At 62.3% G+C, this 15,632-nt stretch carries 15 protein-coding genes; 5 read left to right on the top strand and 10 right to left on the bottom strand.

Annotation, left to right across the window (positions count from 1 at the left end):
- Nucleotides 1–35 precede the first annotated feature (35 nt).
- Entirely contained in the window at nucleotides 36–344 is a 309-nt protein-coding gene (gene flgM / locus B058_RS0112250; RefSeq protein WP_018508783.1) for a flagellar biosynthesis anti-sigma factor FlgM, read from the top strand.
- A 96-nt stretch (nucleotides 345–440) separates the two neighbouring features.
- Complete coding sequence (locus B058_RS0112245) at nucleotides 441–650, top strand: heavy-metal-associated domain-containing protein (protein ID WP_018508782.1); 210 nt, start codon at nucleotides 441–443, stop codon at nucleotides 648–650.
- A gap of 15 nt (nucleotides 651–665) precedes the next feature.
- On the opposite strand, the gene B058_RS0112240 is transcribed toward B058_RS0112245, so the two are convergent.
- The 5 genes from B058_RS0112240 to B058_RS0112220 are packed head-to-tail and all read right to left on the bottom strand — an operon-like array spanning nucleotide 666 to nucleotide 5,598.
- Complete coding sequence (locus tag B058_RS0112240; RefSeq protein WP_018508781.1) at nucleotides 666–2,759, bottom strand: EAL domain-containing protein; 2,094 nt, start codon at nucleotides 2,757–2,759, stop codon at nucleotides 666–668.
- The gene (locus B058_RS0112235; protein WP_018508780.1) at nucleotides 2,759–3,712 is read right to left on the bottom strand and encodes an ABC transporter substrate-binding protein; all 954 of its coding nucleotides are present in this window, start codon (nucleotides 3,710–3,712) and stop codon (nucleotides 2,759–2,761) included. The genes B058_RS0112240 and B058_RS0112235 overlap by 1 nt, the downstream gene beginning before the upstream one ends.
- Nucleotides 3,709–4,413: a DNA polymerase III subunit epsilon gene (dnaQ, locus tag B058_RS0112230; protein WP_018508779.1), complete on the bottom strand. Its 705-nt coding sequence runs from the start codon at nucleotides 4,411–4,413 to the stop codon at nucleotides 3,709–3,711. The genes B058_RS0112235 and dnaQ overlap by 4 nt, the downstream gene beginning before the upstream one ends.
- Nucleotides 4,414–4,424: 11 nt before the next feature.
- Nucleotides 4,425–4,871: a ribonuclease HI gene (gene rnhA, locus B058_RS0112225; protein WP_018508778.1), complete on the bottom strand. Its 447-nt coding sequence runs from the start codon at nucleotides 4,869–4,871 to the stop codon at nucleotides 4,425–4,427.
- Nucleotides 4,861–5,598 (bottom strand): class I SAM-dependent methyltransferase, encoded by a 738-nt coding sequence (locus tag B058_RS0112220; RefSeq protein WP_018508777.1) that lies wholly within the window; start codon nucleotides 5,596–5,598, stop codon nucleotides 4,861–4,863. The genes rnhA and B058_RS0112220 overlap by 11 nt, the downstream gene beginning before the upstream one ends.
- Before the next feature lie 29 nt (nucleotides 5,599–5,627).
- On the opposite strand from B058_RS0112220, the gene gloB reads away from it, so the two are divergent.
- Both gloB and B058_RS0112210 read left to right on the top strand, forming a co-directional pair.
- Nucleotides 5,628–6,398: a hydroxyacylglutathione hydrolase gene (gloB, locus tag B058_RS0112215; protein WP_018508776.1), complete on the top strand. Its 771-nt coding sequence runs from the start codon at nucleotides 5,628–5,630 to the stop codon at nucleotides 6,396–6,398.
- Between the two features lie 55 nt (nucleotides 6,399–6,453).
- Nucleotides 6,454–8,007: a lytic transglycosylase gene (locus B058_RS0112210; RefSeq protein WP_018508775.1), complete on the top strand. Its 1,554-nt coding sequence runs from the start codon at nucleotides 6,454–6,456 to the stop codon at nucleotides 8,005–8,007.
- Nucleotides 8,008–8,018: 11 nt separating this feature from the next.
- On the opposite strand, the gene B058_RS0112205 is transcribed toward B058_RS0112210, so the two are convergent.
- Genes B058_RS0112205 through B058_RS0112185 form a run of 5 tightly spaced genes read right to left on the bottom strand, consistent with a single transcriptional unit; the run spans nucleotide 8,019 to nucleotide 14,758 of the window.
- A complete protein-coding gene (locus B058_RS0112205) occupies nucleotides 8,019–8,216 on the bottom strand; it encodes a hypothetical protein (protein WP_018508774.1) in 198 nt (65 codons plus the stop codon).
- Nucleotides 8,217–8,239: 23 nt separating this feature from the next.
- Complete coding sequence (locus B058_RS0112200) at nucleotides 8,240–10,204, bottom strand: ABC transporter ATP-binding protein (RefSeq protein WP_018508773.1); 1,965 nt, start codon at nucleotides 10,202–10,204, stop codon at nucleotides 8,240–8,242.
- Nucleotides 10,201–11,622 (bottom strand): ABC transporter permease, encoded by a 1,422-nt coding sequence (locus B058_RS0112195; RefSeq protein WP_018508772.1) that lies wholly within the window; start codon nucleotides 11,620–11,622, stop codon nucleotides 10,201–10,203. Before B058_RS0112195 ends, B058_RS0112200 begins: the two co-directional genes overlap by 4 nt.
- Nucleotides 11,619–12,596 (bottom strand): ABC transporter permease, encoded by a 978-nt coding sequence (locus B058_RS0112190; RefSeq protein ID WP_018508771.1) that lies wholly within the window; start codon nucleotides 12,594–12,596, stop codon nucleotides 11,619–11,621. Before B058_RS0112190 ends, B058_RS0112195 begins: the two co-directional genes overlap by 4 nt.
- The gene (locus tag B058_RS0112185) at nucleotides 12,596–14,758 is read right to left on the bottom strand and encodes an ABC transporter substrate-binding protein (RefSeq protein ID WP_026240882.1); all 2,163 of its coding nucleotides are present in this window, start codon (nucleotides 14,756–14,758) and stop codon (nucleotides 12,596–12,598) included. Before B058_RS0112185 ends, B058_RS0112190 begins: the two co-directional genes overlap by 1 nt.
- Before the next feature lie 74 nt (nucleotides 14,759–14,832).
- Between B058_RS0112185 and fabI the strand changes: the two genes are divergently transcribed.
- Nucleotides 14,833–15,612, top strand: a complete 780-nt coding sequence (gene fabI, locus B058_RS0112180; protein ID WP_026240881.1) for an enoyl-ACP reductase FabI — start codon at nucleotides 14,833–14,835, stop codon at nucleotides 15,610–15,612.
- The last annotated feature ends 20 nt before the right edge of the window (nucleotides 15,613–15,632 follow it).

Below are 15,632 nucleotides of genomic sequence, written 5' to 3'. Positions count from 1 at the left end.
AGTCATAAGATCGACCCCCGCGACCAGGAATCCCCGTGAAAATCGACAAGCGCATCACCCCGCCCGCCGCCAGCAAAGTGTCTTCTGCCAAGGGTAAAAGTACCGGCAAAGCCGCTGCCTCCGCCTCTGGCGGCAGCGATTCGCTGACATTGACCGAATCCAGTACCCGCATCCGCTCGCTCGAATCCCAGCTGGCATCGGTCGACGTCACCGATGCAGGCAAGGTTGAATCGGTCAAGGCCGCGCTGGCCAACGGGACCTTTGCGGTCGACGCCGAAGTGGTGGCCGACCGCCTGATCGACCATACCAAGGAAACCCTGCGCAAACGCCCGCGCAAGAAGTAATTTCCACCCCAATCGCAAGCCCGCGGACGCAATCCGCGGGCTTTTGTTTTTCAGCTGGAATAAAATCGAGCCCTGAAACTTCCTTCGGGGTACAGCATGAACGAAATCGTTTTATCCGTGACCGGCATGACCTGCGGCGGTTGCGTCAACAGCGTCACCAAGGTATTGGCGGCCCTGCCGGGTGTGCAAACCGCGGATGTCACATTGACGCCAGGCCAGGCGCGGGTGACGTACGATCCCGCCCGCGTAGCGCGCGCCGCCATGGTGCAGGCCATCGTCGACGCCGGCTTCGGGGTCACCGACTGAACTGACCGCCACGCTTCAGGCCTGGTCGCACAGATTTTCCAGCGGCTCAGGCTGGTGAATACCGTTGCCTTGCACGTAATCCACGCCCATCTGCCGCAATAAGGCCAGGATCTGGTCCGATTCGACGTATTCAGCCACGGTTCTCAGGTTCATCTGGTGACCGATGCGGTGAATCGCCTCGACCATGGAGCGATCGATGGCGTTGTGGACGATATCGCGCACGAATGCGCCATCGATCTTGAGGTAATCCACGTTCAGGTTCTTCAGGTAGGTGAAGGACGACAGACCGCTGCCGAAATCGTCCAGCGCAAAGCTGCAGCCGAACGCACGCATGGCCTCGATAAACTCGTTGACGACGGCAAGGTTGCCGATGGCGGCCGTTTCGGTGATTTCGAAGCACAGATGCGGGCCGAAAGCCGGGTTTTCGTCAAGACTTGCCAGCAGCATGCGGCGGAATGCCGGATCCTTCAACGACGCTCCCGACAGGTTGACCGCAAACAGGCAATTCCGCTCGCGTTTGCTCTCCAGATAGCGCTGGCACAGTCGCAGCGTCTCCTCGATCACCCAACTGTCGATGGCCGGCATGATGGAATAGCGCTCCGCTGCCGGAATGAACGCCATCGGCAGGATTTCGCTGCCATCCTCGTCGATCATCCGCAGCAGCAATTCAACATGGCGAACGGGTTCCACGACGCCGTCGGCACGGCGAATCTCCTGCCACGACAGACGCAGGCGATGCTCTTCCAATGCCCGCTGGATACGCGTCACCCATTGCATTTCTCCACGGTGGCGCACCAGGTCGGAGTCACGGCTCTCGTACAGGTGAATCTGGTTGCGTCCGCGATCCTTGGCCACATAGCACGCCGCATCGGCCGCCGACATCAGACTTGCCGCAGTACCGCTGTCGGCATTGATCGCCACCATGCCCACGCTCATGCCGACCGAGAAAATGCGATCCCCCCATTTGAAGCGGAAACGCTGCACCTCGGCACGGAAGGTGTCCGCCACTTCCAGTGCGTCCGGAATACTGCAGTTTTCCAGCAGCAGCGCAAATTCGTCGCCGCCCAGGCGGGCCAGCGTATCGCGTTCGCGCAGATTGCCTTTCAGCAATAGCGCCAGCTGACGCAGCAGTTCGTCGCCCGCTGCATGGCCGCAGGAATCGTTGATCACCTTGAACTGGTCGAGATCCATGTAGCACAGCGCATGTTCACGGCCTTGCTGCAAGGCCGACAACAGCGTGCGCTCGAGACGCTGCTCGAACTCGCGGCGGTTGATCAGACCGGTCAGCGCATCGTGGCTGGCCTGGTAAATCAGGCGCGCCGTGGCTCGATCGATCTTCTCCTGCATCTGGTCCTGCATCGCCTGCAGGTGGGCGGCCATATGATTGACGCCGCGCTGCAACACCCCCAGTTCGACCTGTCCGCTCGTGTCGACACGTTCATCCAGATGCCCCTCGCCGATACGGCTGACTGTGTGGGTCAAGGACAGGATCGGTCGGGTAATCTGGCGCCCGATGCGCCAGGCAAGATACAGGCTGACGCCCAGGCCGACCAGCAGGATCGCCAGGCTGCGCAGAATGGACTCGCGCTGGCTTCGGATGGTGGCGCTGCGCGACACGTCCAGCCCCACCCAGCCCAGCAGTCGGGTCTGGGGGCCCGGCTTCGTTGCGGTGTGCCCGTCCGGATTGAAATCGTCGACGGCCACCTCGGTACGCGTGATCGGCGCGTAGTAGACCAGCCGGTCCTTGTATTCGATCTGGTAGATATGGTCGGCCGGCATGTGTTTTTCCAGCGGATTCGCCCACATCCCCAGACCGAACTGAGCCAGCCACCGGCCGTTTTCCGAAAACACCGCCACACCGCGCACGTCCGGCTCGATCGCCGCCTTTTCGAGCAGCGTCTGCAACACTTCGATATTGCCCGAGGCAACGCCATACTCGGCCGCCGGCGCCAGCTGGCGCGCAATGGCGAGGGCACGGGTACGCAAGGACTGGTCGAGATCGTCGATTTTTCCCGTGATGAGCTGGAACATCAGCAGGACGCCGATGATGGCCACCGGCACAATGGCCAGCCCGATGACACGCCCTCGTATTCCCAGTGACCGCGCCATCAGTTTCTCCCCTCCAAACGCTTTTCCAGATCGGCTTCGGGCGGCAGGATGAATCCGAGCGAACGCGCCACCTGATCATTGATCGAAACGCTGAAATAACTGGGATAGGCAGGCGGCGGCAGACGAACCGTTCCTCCCTGCATGGCGCTGCTGATCCATTCGGCGGCCTGACGGCCGATTTGCGCCGGGCTGGAATGCAGAGACAGGAGCGCGCCTGCCCGCGTCAGCGAACGCGAATAGCCCAGTACCGGATCGCGGTAGCGGTAGGATGTCAGGAAAAGGCTTTGTGCCGTGTTGCGGTTGAACACCAGCGGGTCTGGCAGCGCCAGCAGCAAATCCGCTTCCGTCAAGACTGCTTCCAGCGGGGTGATCAGGCGCTCATCCGGCGTCAGCGTGGCATAGACCAGACTGAGCCCCTGCGCGCGCAAAGCACTGTCCAGTTCGTTCACCACACTGCTCTGCTCGGCGCTCAGCAGCACGCCCACACGCCGCACGTCCGGCAAAGCCAGTCGGATCAGGAGCGCCTGGCGCTCGAAGGGCTGATCGAGGTAAATGGCCGACAGGGCGCGACGGCTGCTTGCCAGTCGCGCACGCCCCGTCTTGAGATACCACGCCCGCGGAACCAGAATCGCCAGCACGGGGGCGCGCTCGGGCAGCGCGGCCAGCGCCTCCGCCGCGCCCACGCCGACAGCCACGACAAAGCGCGCGTCGTTCAGCGCAGCCGGTGTCAGTCCATCGGCATATACCCGGACAGCCTCATGAGGGGTGTCGTCCAGATAGGCGCGAATGACCTGATACACCTCCTGGTAAGGCGTCGTATCGTCGCTCAGTACTACCGCCACCCGGGCTGCAACAGCCTGGGCCGACACGACGGTCAGACACGCGCAGACCAGTCCCAGCCGCACGACGCGCTGGAGCGCACGCCACCTGGTCGCCCGCCCGGGAAACGTCAAATCCCCTCCTGCCCTTCAGCCCACAGGCATGCCCCTTTGCTTTCCCCGGCGATGGCTTCGAGCAGGCGTGCGTGTGCGGCCAGCTCTTCGCTGCTCGCCTGCAACAGGATGGGCTTGGGGCGTACCCGTGCGGCAGCCTGGGCAGCCCGTTCGCCGCGCACTTCCAGTCCGATCGACAGGCTTTCCTGGCCGCGCGTCAGTGCCAGATAAACCGCTGCCAGCAGCTCGCAGTCGAGCAAGGCGCCGTGCAGCGTACGCGCGGTATTGTCGACGCCATAGCGTTTGCACAAGGCGTCCAGATTGTTGCGCTGACCGGGATGCAGGGCCTTGGCCATCGCCAGCGTGTCGGTCACGCCGTCGCACCAGGTGGTCAGCAGCGGCATCTCCAGCAGGCGCAGTTCCATGTTGAGGAAGCCGACGTCGAAAGGCGCGTTGTGGATGATCAGTTCAGCGCCCTGGATGAAATCGACGAACTCCTGCGCGACATCGGCGAAGCGCGGTTTGTCCTGCAGGAATTCCGGCGTGATGCCGTGCACCTGCATGGCGCCGGCGTCGATGTCGCGATCCGGGTTCACATAGCGGTGCAGATGGTTGCCGGTGAGCCGGCGATTGACCATTTCAACGGCCGCTACTTCGATGATGCGATGGCCCTGGTTGGGGTCGAGGCCGGTGGTTTCAGTATCGAGAATGATTTGCCGCATGGTTTCGGTATTCAGTGTTGTTGTGCCTGCAGCACGCCCAGATTGGCCAGCGCATCGGCGCGTTCGTTCTCGGGATGGCCCGCATGGCCGCGCACCCATTTCCATTCGATGCGATGCAGCTGGCTCAATGCGTCCAGTTGCAGCCACAGGTCCTGGTTCTTCACCGGCTTGCCGTCGGCGGTGCGCCAGTTGCGCCGCTTCCAGCCGGGCATCCATTCGCTGATGCCTTTCTGCACGTATTGGGAATCGGTGTGGACCTCGACCGTGGACGGGCGCTTCAGCGATTCCAGCGCGCGGATCACCGCGGTCATTTCCATGCGGTTGTTGGTGGTGTTCGGCTCGCCGCCGCTGATTTCCTTGCGGTGCCCCCCTGCCACCAGCAGGGCGCCCCAGCCCCCGGCTCCAGGATTACCCTTGCAGGCGCCATCACTGTAAATATAAATGGTGTCAGCGTTCACGACGGACCCGATACTGTTTGAGATTGATCACTTTGGCTGCCGGCGACAACAGGCGTTGCGCCACCGGCGTGGTCCACTGCGGCAGGATGATGTTCATGCCCTGCACCCGCTTCACAGCCTGCAGGAAATACACGCCGCCCCCCATCGCCCACCAGCGGTCGCCGGCCGGCTCCATGAAACGCAGACGGCGCAGCCAGTTCTCGCGGTTGACCGGCGGACGGTAGCAGCACATGCTGCCCGCCGCCACCTCGAGTCCCAGCAGCACCATCCAGTCCTTCACCCGCGAAATGTTCAGGAAGCTGCCATTCCACGGATAACCACGTTCGCCGCCCTGCAGCTTGCGTGCCAGCCCCCACAGGCTGCGCGGGTTGAATCCGGCCAGCACCAGCCGGCCTTCCGGACGCAGCACCCGTTCGGCCTCGCGCAGCACCTGGTGCGGGTTGGAACTGAATTCCAGCACGTGCGGCAACAGCAAAAGGTCGAGCGACTGACTCTCGAACGGCAAAAACATGGGATCGGCCTGCACCTGGGCAGGCGTCTCCACCGCGCAGGTCACGCGCAGCGGTATCCGGCTGTTGCGCAGGAAATCGATCTCCGGCAACCCCACCTGCACCGCGTTGAAGCCGAACACATCCGACACTGCCTGGTCGAAATAACGTTGTTCCCGAAATAGCAGATGCTGTCCGAGCGGCGTTTCAAACCATCCCGCATTCAGCTTGGATAACATAGCCGTTTCTCCTGTCTGGCTGCCCCATCATGTTGACCCTCATTCCCCTGCCTGCATTCGAGGACAATTACATCTGGGTCTGGCACGACGGCCATCATGCCGTCGCGGTGGATCCGGGCGATCCCGTTCCGTTGATCGCCTACCTCGATGCCCACCACCTCACTCTGACCGCCATTTTGATCACCCATCATCATCGCGACCATACTGGCGGCAACGTCCTGCTGCGTCAACGCTACGACTGCCCCATCTATGCGCCGGACAATCCGCGCATTCCAGCGGTGACCCACGTCCTGCGCGGCGGCGATTCGGTCGATATCGCCAAACCGCTTTTACATTTCGACGTGCTGGCCACCCCGGGCCACACCCTCGACCACATCAGCTATGTCGGCCACGGCAGCCTGTTTTGCGGCGATACCGTGTTCGGATGTGGATGCGGGAAGCTGTTCGAAGGCAGCCCCGCGATCATGGCTGCCAGCCTAGACGCCATTCTAGCGCTGCCTGATACTACCCGGGTCTGCTGCGCACACGAATACACCCTGAGCAATATTGACTTTGCCAAGACCATCGATGGCGCCAATCCGGCGCTGCTCGAACGCGAACGATCCGACCGTGCCCTGCGCGCAGAGAATCGCCCCACCCTGCCTTCGACTCTGGGGCTGGAAAAAGCCACCAATCCCTTCCTGCGCTTCCACGATCCCGACATGGCAGCCTTTGCTGGCCGTTATCTGGATCGTCCGTGCCCTACGCCCGCCGAGGTATTTGGCGCGATCCGGGCCGCCAAGGATGCATGGGATGGTTGACCAACCTCCTTCTGCCTCTTAGGATGGCGGGGTTATTGAGTACGGGAGACCGTCTTTGCCCGGAATCAAATTAAATCTGCTCAACCTGGCCACCCTTGCGGTGCTCTCCGTTTCGTCGGTGCATGCGGCAGATAGCGCTGGCGGAATCCAGACGCTGGAATGGGAGGCCAACACGGACAGCGATACGTCCGCCAGCGAATCCACGCCCGAAACCGCCACTGCAGACGACGTCTGGCAACGTATCCGCAGCGGGTTCAAGATCGACGACGATACATCAAAAAACCCGCTCGTCGCCCTTCATGAAGCTTGGTACGCAGCACGACCGGAGTATGTGCGCCGCATGATCGACCGCTCGCGCCGCTACCTCTTCCATATCGTCCAGGAAGTTGACCGCCGCGCGATGCCGATGGAAATCGCTTTGCTGCCGATGGTTGAAAGCGCGTTCAACCCCACGGCGGAATCGCCCTCCGCGGCTTCCGGCATCTGGCAGTTCATCCCCTCCACCGGCCGGCTCTATGGACTCAGACAGAATACTTGGTACGACGGTCGCCGCGATTTCACCGCCGCCACCGAGGCCGCGCTAGACTATCTGGGCAAGCTCTATCTTGATTTCGGCGACTGGGAACTGGCGCTCGCTGCGTACAACTGCGGGGAAGGTTGCGTCGCCCGCGCCATCGAGAAGAATGTCCAGCAAGGCCTGCCGACCAATTACGCCAGCCTGCCACTGCCCAGCGAGACCCGGAACTACGTTCCCAAGCTTCTTGCCATCAGGAACCTGATCAGCAATCCCGCGCGCTATGGCATCGCCATCGACACCCTCCCCAACCAACCCTATTTCAAGCAGGTCACCGTTCCTTCCGCCAGCATGGACATCCGTTCCGCCGCGCGACTGGCGGGCATGAGCAGCGACGAATTCATCGCATTGAACGCAGCCTTTCCACGCAAGCTCATCCGCTCGGACGGACCGGTCAACCTGCTGGTACCGGTCGCCAAGACCGACACCTTCCAGCGCAATCTGGAAACCGGAAACTGGGATTCCTGGCAGCCCTACCCTGCGCAAAAAGGCGAACGTCCCGAAACCATTGCCGGACGCTTCGGCATCAGTCTTGCCAGCCTCGAAGAGCACAACCAGTTCCATCTGAAACGCGGCAAGCTGGTGCGCGAGCAGGTCATTCTGGTGCCGGTCAGGAAGCGGGGCACGGCAACCGCAAGCGCCGACAGCCCCTTGCCTGTCGCATCCAATCCGACCCAGTTCGTAGTGAAGCGCGGCGACACCCTGTTCAGCATTGCCCGACGTTACGGTCTGACGGTCGCCGAACTCGGCGACGCCAACCCCGGCCTCGATGGCCGTCTCACGGCTGGCCAGACTCTGCGCCTGCCGCCCGCGCCGGGCCAGATGACGGCGTCCATCCAACCCGTCGCCTACCCCGCCACCCGCATCGCGAAACCTGCCATACCGAGCCGTTATATCGTACAGCCTGGCGACACCCTGAGCGCCATCGCCCGACATTTCGACATCAGCCTGGCGGATTTCAGACTGTGGAATCCTGCTTTCAGGAAACACAGCACGGTCCGCGCGGGTCAGACAGTAATCGTCAGGGCGCCCTGAGAACCACCGTCTCAGTCCGATGCGGGCGGTTCGTCGGACTTGCCCGACATCAGCAGCGCCACTCCAATCGCAGCCAGCACCATCCACAACACCGCGGCCCAGATGCCCAGCACATTGGAGAGCGGCCCCATGAACATCAGGGTCAGCATCGCCACGGCCAGGACGCCGTTGCCAAGCCAGAAATTTCGACTGTGTTTGCCGCTGCTCAATTGATGCTCCGTTTCCTGAAACCTTAACCCTGCGCTGCCACCCAATGGCACCGCACCCAATGTCCGCCGCCCAGATCGGTTCGCTCCGGATAGGTTTGCCGGCACACTGCGCTGGCGTGCGGACAACGCGGATGAAAATGGCAGCCGACCGGCGGATTGAGCGGCGAAGGCTGGTCGCCCGCCAGGCGGATAACCGTCTGCCCGGCAGGCGGCTCGATGCGCGGCACCGCACTGACCAGCGCCTGCGTGTAGGGATGGCGCGGTGTGCGCAATACCGCACCGGCCTGGCCTTGCTCGACGATACGCCCGAGGTACATCACCGCCACATCGTGCGCCAGATACTCCACCACGGCGAGATTGTGCGTGATGAAAAGATAGGCCAGACCGAGATCGGCCTGCAGGTCTTTCAGCAGATTCAGGATTTGCGCCTGCACCGACACGTCGAGCGCACTGGTTGGTTCGTCGCAGATCACCAGCCGCGGCGACACGGCAAGCGCCCGTGCGATCGCAATGCGCTGCCGCTGTCCGCCTGAGAATGCATGGGGATAGCGGCCGCCCGCATCGTCCGGCAAGCCGACCTGATCCAACAATCGAGCCACGGCACCGCGTCGTTCGCCGCGCGCGCCCACACCCAGCGCATCCATGCCTTCGAGCAGGATGTCCGCCACCCGCATGCGCGGATTGAGCGAACTGAACGGATCCTGAAATACCATCTGTGCCTGCCGTCGCAGGGTAGGCATATTCTTCGCGGGGACCGCCTTGCCACCCAGCATGATGGTGCCCGCCGTCGGCTCGATCAGCCGCAGCAATGCCTTCCCCACCGTCGTCTTGCCGCAGCCCGATTCGCCAACCAGTGCCAGCGTGCGGCCGGCCTGGATCGTCAGGTCCACGTCGTCGACGGCACGCACATGCCCCACCGTACGCTGGATCAAGCCGCGCCGGATCGGGAAATGCACTTTCAGCCCTTCCACCTGCAGAAGCGGTTGCGGGGTATGTGCCGCCACGGGATGAGTGACGCGTTCGCGTACGCTGCCCGCCGGCAAGCTGCCCGCCAGATGGCAGCGCACCCGCTGCCCATCCAGTTCCTGCCAGCCGGGCGACTCCGCGTGGCAGCGCGCGATGGCAAACGGACAGCGCGGTGCGAAGCGGCATCCGCGCAACTGCGTGTCGAGTCGGGGCACCTGGCCGGCAATCGTGGTCAACCGCCCGGCATCGCCCGTTCGCGGCAAGGCCTCGAACAGCATGCGGCTGTAGGGATGTTGCGGTGCCGCGAAGAAGGCGTCGCGTGCGCCCTCCTCCAGCAATTCGCCGGCATACATCACCCCCACGCGGTCGGCGTTCTCGGCCACCACGCCGAGATCGTGCGTGATCAGCAGCATGCCCATCCGGCGTTTCGCACGCAAGTTGCGCAACACGTCGAGCACCTGGGCCTGGATGGTCACGTCCAGTGCCGTCGTCGGCTCGTCGGCGATGAGCAGGCTGGGCTCGCCCGCCAGGGCCATAGCGATCATCATTCGCTGGCGCAACCCGCCCGAAAGTTCGAACGGATAGCTATCGAGCCGCCGCGCCGCATCCGGCACGCCCACCGAATCGAGCAGTGCGCGCGCAGCGTCGCGCGCAGCCTGTCCGTTGAGGCCCTGATGCAAGGACAATGCCTCGCCGATCTGATCGCCCACCTTGATGACGGGATTCAGCGCCAGCATCGGCTCCTGAAACACCATCGCCATCTGCCCGCCGCGCACACGCCGCATGTCGCGTTCAGGCAGTGCCAGTACATCGGTTTCGCCCAGTTGCACGTGACCCGACAGGATGCGCCCGCCATCCGGCAACAGCCGCATCAGTGACAGGGCGGTCATCGATTTGCCGCAGCCCGACTCGCCCAGCAAAGCGTAGGTTTCGCCCGCCGCGACGTCGAACGACACGCCATCGACCACGCGCGCGGCACCGATACCGGTGACCAGCCTGTCGACGCGCAGTAGCGGGCTCACTGCCGTTCCTCCAGGCGCGGGTCGAATGCATCGCGCACGCCGTCGGCAAACAGGTTGGCAGCCAGGACCAAGGTGAACATGAAGGCGAAGGCCGCGCCCAACTGCCACCAGACGACAGGCTCGCGCGCCAGCTCGAGACGCGCGCCATTGATCATGTTGCCCCAGCTATACATGGCGGGATCGACACCGACCCCGACATAGGAGAGCACGGCCTCGGCCAGCACCAGGCCCGAGAAGTCCAGTACGATCGCAATCAGCACGAGGTGGAATACGTTGGGGAAAATGTGGCGGCTGATGATGCGTGCGTGCGAAACGCCGAACGCCCGTGCCGCCTCGACATAATCGAGCGTCCTGAGCTTGAGCGATTCGCCGCGCAGCAGGCGCGCCAGGCTGGTCCAGCTGGTCACGCCCATGATGATGCACAGGGCCAGCAGGCGAACATCGGCACGTGCCGCCGAGGTGTCGAACAGATCGGGATGGGCCTCGATGGCGACCTGTACGATGAGTACCGCTGCTGCGATCAGCAGCACGCCTGGAATTGAATTCAGCACGGTGTAGACATACTGGATGACGTCGTCCACCCAGCCCCGGAAATACCCTGCCGCAATCCCTAGCACGATCGCAAGCGGCAGGGTGACCAGTGTCGTGAGCGTACCGATGACCAGGCCGGTGCGGATGCTCTTGAGGCTAATGTAGAGCACATCCTGTCCGACCTTGTCGGTACCGAAGACGTGATAGCCTGCGGCCAGGCGGGCGATCACCGCCCCCAGCATCAGCATCAGCGCCAACACGATCACGACTGTCCGCCCAGGCCAGCCGAGGTGGCCCGTTTCCCAGGCAGACAACCAGCTCCCGACCCTCATCTGCCTATGGCGTGCCTGCCATGCTGCAAGCAGGCCGAACAGCAGCAGGCTGCTCGCCAGGCCCTGCAACAGGCCGACGAGTACGCGCCGGACGATGTCCGGTACGTACTCGTCAGCCTGCTTCAGATGCGCACCGCCATATTCCAGGCGCGGATAATCCCGAACGGTGGCGCCGTCCCGCTCCGTGAACTCCTTGGCATACAAGTGCATCGCCAGCGGCGCGGAATAGGTTTTTTCCTGCTGCGTACGCAATCTGCCGGCCAATGCGTCGAACACCGACAACACTTCGACCGAATATTGCGGTCTGTCGGGCGGGCTGGCGTCCAGTCGTTCGCGGTAATGCAGCGAGTCGAGCAGGCCGATGATCACGAACACGGCCAGCACCAGCGCCGCGCCCATCGCCATGGGGCGTCTCGCCACGGCTGCCCACGGCGCGCGCAGGTGCGCGTGACGGCGGATCCACCACACTGTTGCCAGCGCTACGGTCAGCAGCATGAAAATGAGCGCATCGGTCCACAACAGGACAGGGACGAAATGGAATGTGCCCAGGCTCATTGCAGCCGCACCCGAGGATCCACCCACGAATAGGAAATGTCGGTAAGGATCAGGCCGACGATATAGAGAAAGGAGCCCAGGAACACCATCGCGCGCACCACCGAGAAATCCTGCGCCTGGATCGCGTCGATCGTGTAGCTGCCGAGTCCCGGAATGCCGAAGAAGGATTCGGTGATGAGGCTGCCCATGAACAAGAGCGGCAACACCACCACCGCGCCGGTCAGGATCGGGATCATGCCGTTCTTCAACACGTGACGAAACAATACCCGAATCTCGGACAAGCCTTTGGCACGTGCAGTACGCACATAATCCTTGCCGATCTCCTCAAGAAAAATCGTTCGGTACCAGCGCGATCCACTACCGATTCCCGCTACCACGCTCACCAACACGGGCAGGAGGATGAACTTGAGACCATGGATGCCACCCGTATAGCCCGAGATCGGCAACAGGTTCCACAACTTGGCGATGAAATACTGGCCGGCGATGATATAGAACAGCCCTGAGATCGACATCAGTACGACGCACAGCACCACCCCCCACACATCGAGATACGTTGCACGGAAGAACACCATCAGCAAAGCGAAGGTAATGTTGACCAGCAGGCCGACGACAAACACGGGCAGCGCGATCGCCAGACTCGGCCCCATGCGGGTACGGATCTCGTTGCCGATGTCGCGGCCGTCGTCGCCCTTGCCGAATTCGAATGCGAACATCGCGGCTGAACGTTTGAAAAAGAGCGTGTCGGTAAGCTGCGCACTCCCGGTCACCCGGGTGTTCAGCAGCAGCGGTTTGTCGTAGCCGTGTTCGACCTTCCAGCGCTCGATCGCCTCGGGCGTCACGTGTTTGGCGCCGAGCTGCAGTCGCGCCATGTCGTCCGGCGTATTGACGACGAAGAACAGTGCGAAGGTCAGCAGGTTGACGCCGATCAAGATCGGAATGGCATACAGCAGGCGGCGCAGGATGTAGGCAAACATCAGGCGGTCGTCCTCTCGCGCCGGCGCCAGGCGACCACTGCCGGCGCGATGAGTGCAACCACGCCGCCAACCAGCAGCATGATCGGCCACAGCGCGGGACGATTCCATTCTGCGCGTCGGGCGGCACGCAGATCCGGGTCGATACGCCGGTACTTGAGCGTATTGTTGGCCATCAGGTTGGGCTTGACGTTATGGACCCAGTCATGGCGCAAGCCAAAGGATTTGGGATAGTAGGCAAAAATCCAGGGGGCATCGCGGCGCACGATCTCGAGCATGGCGGTGATCACCTGCTGGCGCTCGGGGCCGTTGTCCATATCCTTCATGCGTTCGAACAGGCGGTTGAATTCAGGATTGTCGTAGTTGGCTGCGTTCTCGCCCCCGGTGGCCACTTTCTTGTTCGGCCCATACAGCAGGAAGAAGAAGTTTTCCGGATCGGGATAATCGGCATTCCAGCCCCATTCGAACAACTGCGCGTTGCCCTTGCGCATCTTGTCCTGGAAGCGGTTGTAATCGGTGCCGCGGACGACCAGCTGCACATTGAGCTTGTCGAGTTGCTTCTTCATCCAGTCGAGCCGCGACTTGGTATCGGGGCCGCTTGCCATGGTGTCGAAATAGAGCACCAGCGGCTCGCCGGTTTTGACGTTGCGGCCATTGGGATAACCTGCTTCGGCCAGCAGCTTTTTCGCCATCTCGATGGAATGTCTCACGATCTTGCCGTCATGCGTCTCGTAGACATACGGATTCAGCCCTGCCACGCCATCGACGTATCCGAACAGCCCGGGCGGGATCGGTCCCTGTGCCGGAATACCGCGGCCGTTCAGGAAAATGGAAATGAATTCGTCGTAGTCGAACGCGATGGAAATTGCCTGCCTCAGCTTGCGGCGATCCTCACCCTGACCGCCCACCACCGGATCGAGCATGTTAAACCCCACGTACCAGATCGAAGCCGCCACCGCAGTAACGAGATGGATGCCCTTCTCGCGCATGCTGTCGGTCAGCCGCGGATCGCCACCCGCCGAGAACTGCACGGCCTGGTCGAAGCTGTCCGAGCTGATGCCGGAACTGTCGTAATAGCCCTGCAGAAACTTGCTCCAGTAGGGGATGGTTTCCTTTTCCAGACTGAACACAGCCTTGTCCACGAACGGCAGCGGCTTGCCGGCGTCCGCCAGTAGACCCGCCTGGCGATCCGCTACGTCGCCGTCCTCGGGATAGGTTTCGCCGTGGTAGTAGGGATTCTTCGTCAGCACCATGCGGCGGTTGGGATCGTTCTCGGACAGGTAGTAGGGGCCGGTCCCGACCGGCTGCCAGTCCAGGGTCAGGTTGTTGTCCGCCATACCCGGCTGCGCATAGAAGGCGTCGGCCTCCCACGGGACGGGCGCGAAAAACGGCATCGCCAGCCAATAGATGAACTGCGGATATTTCCCCTTGATGTGAATTCGATACGTATATCGATCCACCACTTCCGCGCCCGCCAGCGGAAAGTCGTTCAGGTCCAGTTCTGCGTCGGGATGGGCCATGGATACCTTCTCCAGCGTGTCGCCGAGCGCCTTCAGGCCAACGATGTGCTCAGACATCAGCCCAAAAATCGGTGAACTCAAGCGGGGATTCGCCAGCCGCTTGATCTGGTAGACATAGTCGGCTGCGACGAGTTCGCGGGTGCCCGTATGCGTGAAATCGCCGATCTGCCTTTTGCTCGCCACGGCAGCCGCATCCAATGCATGGTAACGATAGTGGCCTGCTGCATCGCGCGCAAACGCCGGATGCGGCTGATAGCGGATGCCGGGACGGATCCGGATTTCATACACGCTTTCAGCAATGGCGTCGGCAGGTGCATCGTCGGCAAGCGGCTTGCCGGCTGCGTCAAGATAGTGCGGTGTGGGTACGGCTTCGGCCGTCAGCGGGATCAGCGTATACGGGCGCTTGAGGAAATGGTACTGCAGGGGCGGTTCGTAAATCTGCCCGGTGAATTCGGCTTCGTTCGAGCTGTAAGAGCGGGCCGGATCGAGATGCTTGGGGCGTTCGGAAAACGCGCTATACAACACATTGGCGTGCGCATCGGCGCCGGGGTAGGGATTGTTCCAGCTGTCGGAGCAGCCTGCCAGCAGGCCCACGCCCATCCCCAGCAAGCCCATCCTTAATAAAATTGCCCCAATACGCACCATGGCACCAGTGTACCCAAGCGCGCCGCTAACGTCAGCCGTTATAATCCGGAGCAACTCAACTCTTCGAGACCATCATGGGATTTCTTGTAGGAAAACGCTTGCTGATCACCGGCGTGATATCCAACCGTTCCATCGCCTACGGTATCGCCTCGGCATGCAAGCGCGAAGGCGCCGAACTGGCCTTCACCTATCAAGGCGAACGCATCAAGGATCGCGTGACCGAGTTTGCCAAGGAATTCGGCTCCAGCCTGGTGTTTCCGTGTGACGTCGGCAGCGACGAGCAGATCGATGCGCTGTTTGCCGAGCTCGGCAAACACTGGGACGGCTTCGACGGTCTGGTTCATTCGATCGCGTTTGCGCCAAAGGAGGCCCTTGCCGGCGACTTTCTTTCCGCTGTCACCCGGGAAAACTTCCGCATCGCCCACGACATCAGTTCCTACAGCTTTGCCGCATTGGCCAAGGCGGCCCTGCCAATGCTGAAAGGCCGCAAGGCAGCGCTGCTGACCCTGTCCTATCTGGGTGCGATCCGGTCGGTCCCCAACTACAACGTCATGGGCTTGGCCAAGGCCAGTCTGGAATCCAACGTGTACTACATGGCGCAAAGCCTTGGGCCCAAGGGTATCCGCGTCAACGCAGTATCGGCCGGCCCGATCAAGACGCTGGCCGCCAGCGGTATCGCCAACTTCGGCGAGAAGCTCGACCTCGTCGCCCAGAATGCGCCGCTCCGCCGCAACGTGACGATAGAAGAGGTCGGCAATGCCGCAGCCTTCCTGCTCTCCGATCTGGCGTCGGGGATTACGGGCGAAATCACCTATGTCGACGCCGGGTTCAATTCGACCGCAGGCGCAGAGTAACCCCGACCGCCGCACCAATA

The organism is Thiobacillus thioparus DSM 505, assembly GCF_000373385.1.
GTDB lineage: Bacteria > Pseudomonadota > Gammaproteobacteria > Burkholderiales > Thiobacillaceae > Thiobacillus > Thiobacillus thioparus.
The sequence above is the reverse complement of the archived record's forward strand: the minus strand, read 5'-3'. Positions and strand labels throughout refer to the sequence as shown.

Bases quoted from the DNA above. Each gene is read 5' to 3' on its own strand.
- dnaQ (WP_018508779.1), bottom strand. From the start codon at position 4,413: ATGCGGCAAATCATTCTCGATACTGAAACCACCGGCCTCGACCCCAAC.
- B058_RS0112195 (WP_018508772.1), bottom strand. From the start codon at position 11,622: ATGAGCCTGGGCACATTCCATTTCGTCCCTGTCCTGTTGTGGACCGAT.
- gloB (WP_018508776.1), top strand. From the start codon at position 5,628: ATGTTGACCCTCATTCCCCTGCCTGCATTCGAGGACAATTACATCTGG.
- B058_RS0112185 (WP_026240882.1), bottom strand. From the start codon at position 14,758: ATGGTGCGTATTGGGGCAATTTTATTAAGGATGGGCTTGCTGGGGATG.
- B058_RS0112240 (WP_018508781.1), bottom strand. From the start codon at position 2,759: ATGGCGCGGTCACTGGGAATACGAGGGCGTGTCATCGGGCTGGCCATT.
- B058_RS0112190 (WP_018508771.1), bottom strand. From the start codon at position 12,596: ATGTTTGCCTACATCCTGCGCCGCCTGCTGTATGCCATTCCGATCTTG.
- B058_RS0112245 (WP_018508782.1), top strand. From the start codon at position 441: ATGAACGAAATCGTTTTATCCGTGACCGGCATGACCTGCGGCGGTTGC.
- fabI (WP_026240881.1), top strand. From the start codon at position 14,833: ATGGGATTTCTTGTAGGAAAACGCTTGCTGATCACCGGCGTGATATCC.
- B058_RS0112220 (WP_018508777.1), bottom strand. From the start codon at position 5,598: ATGTTATCCAAGCTGAATGCGGGATGGTTTGAAACGCCGCTCGGACAG.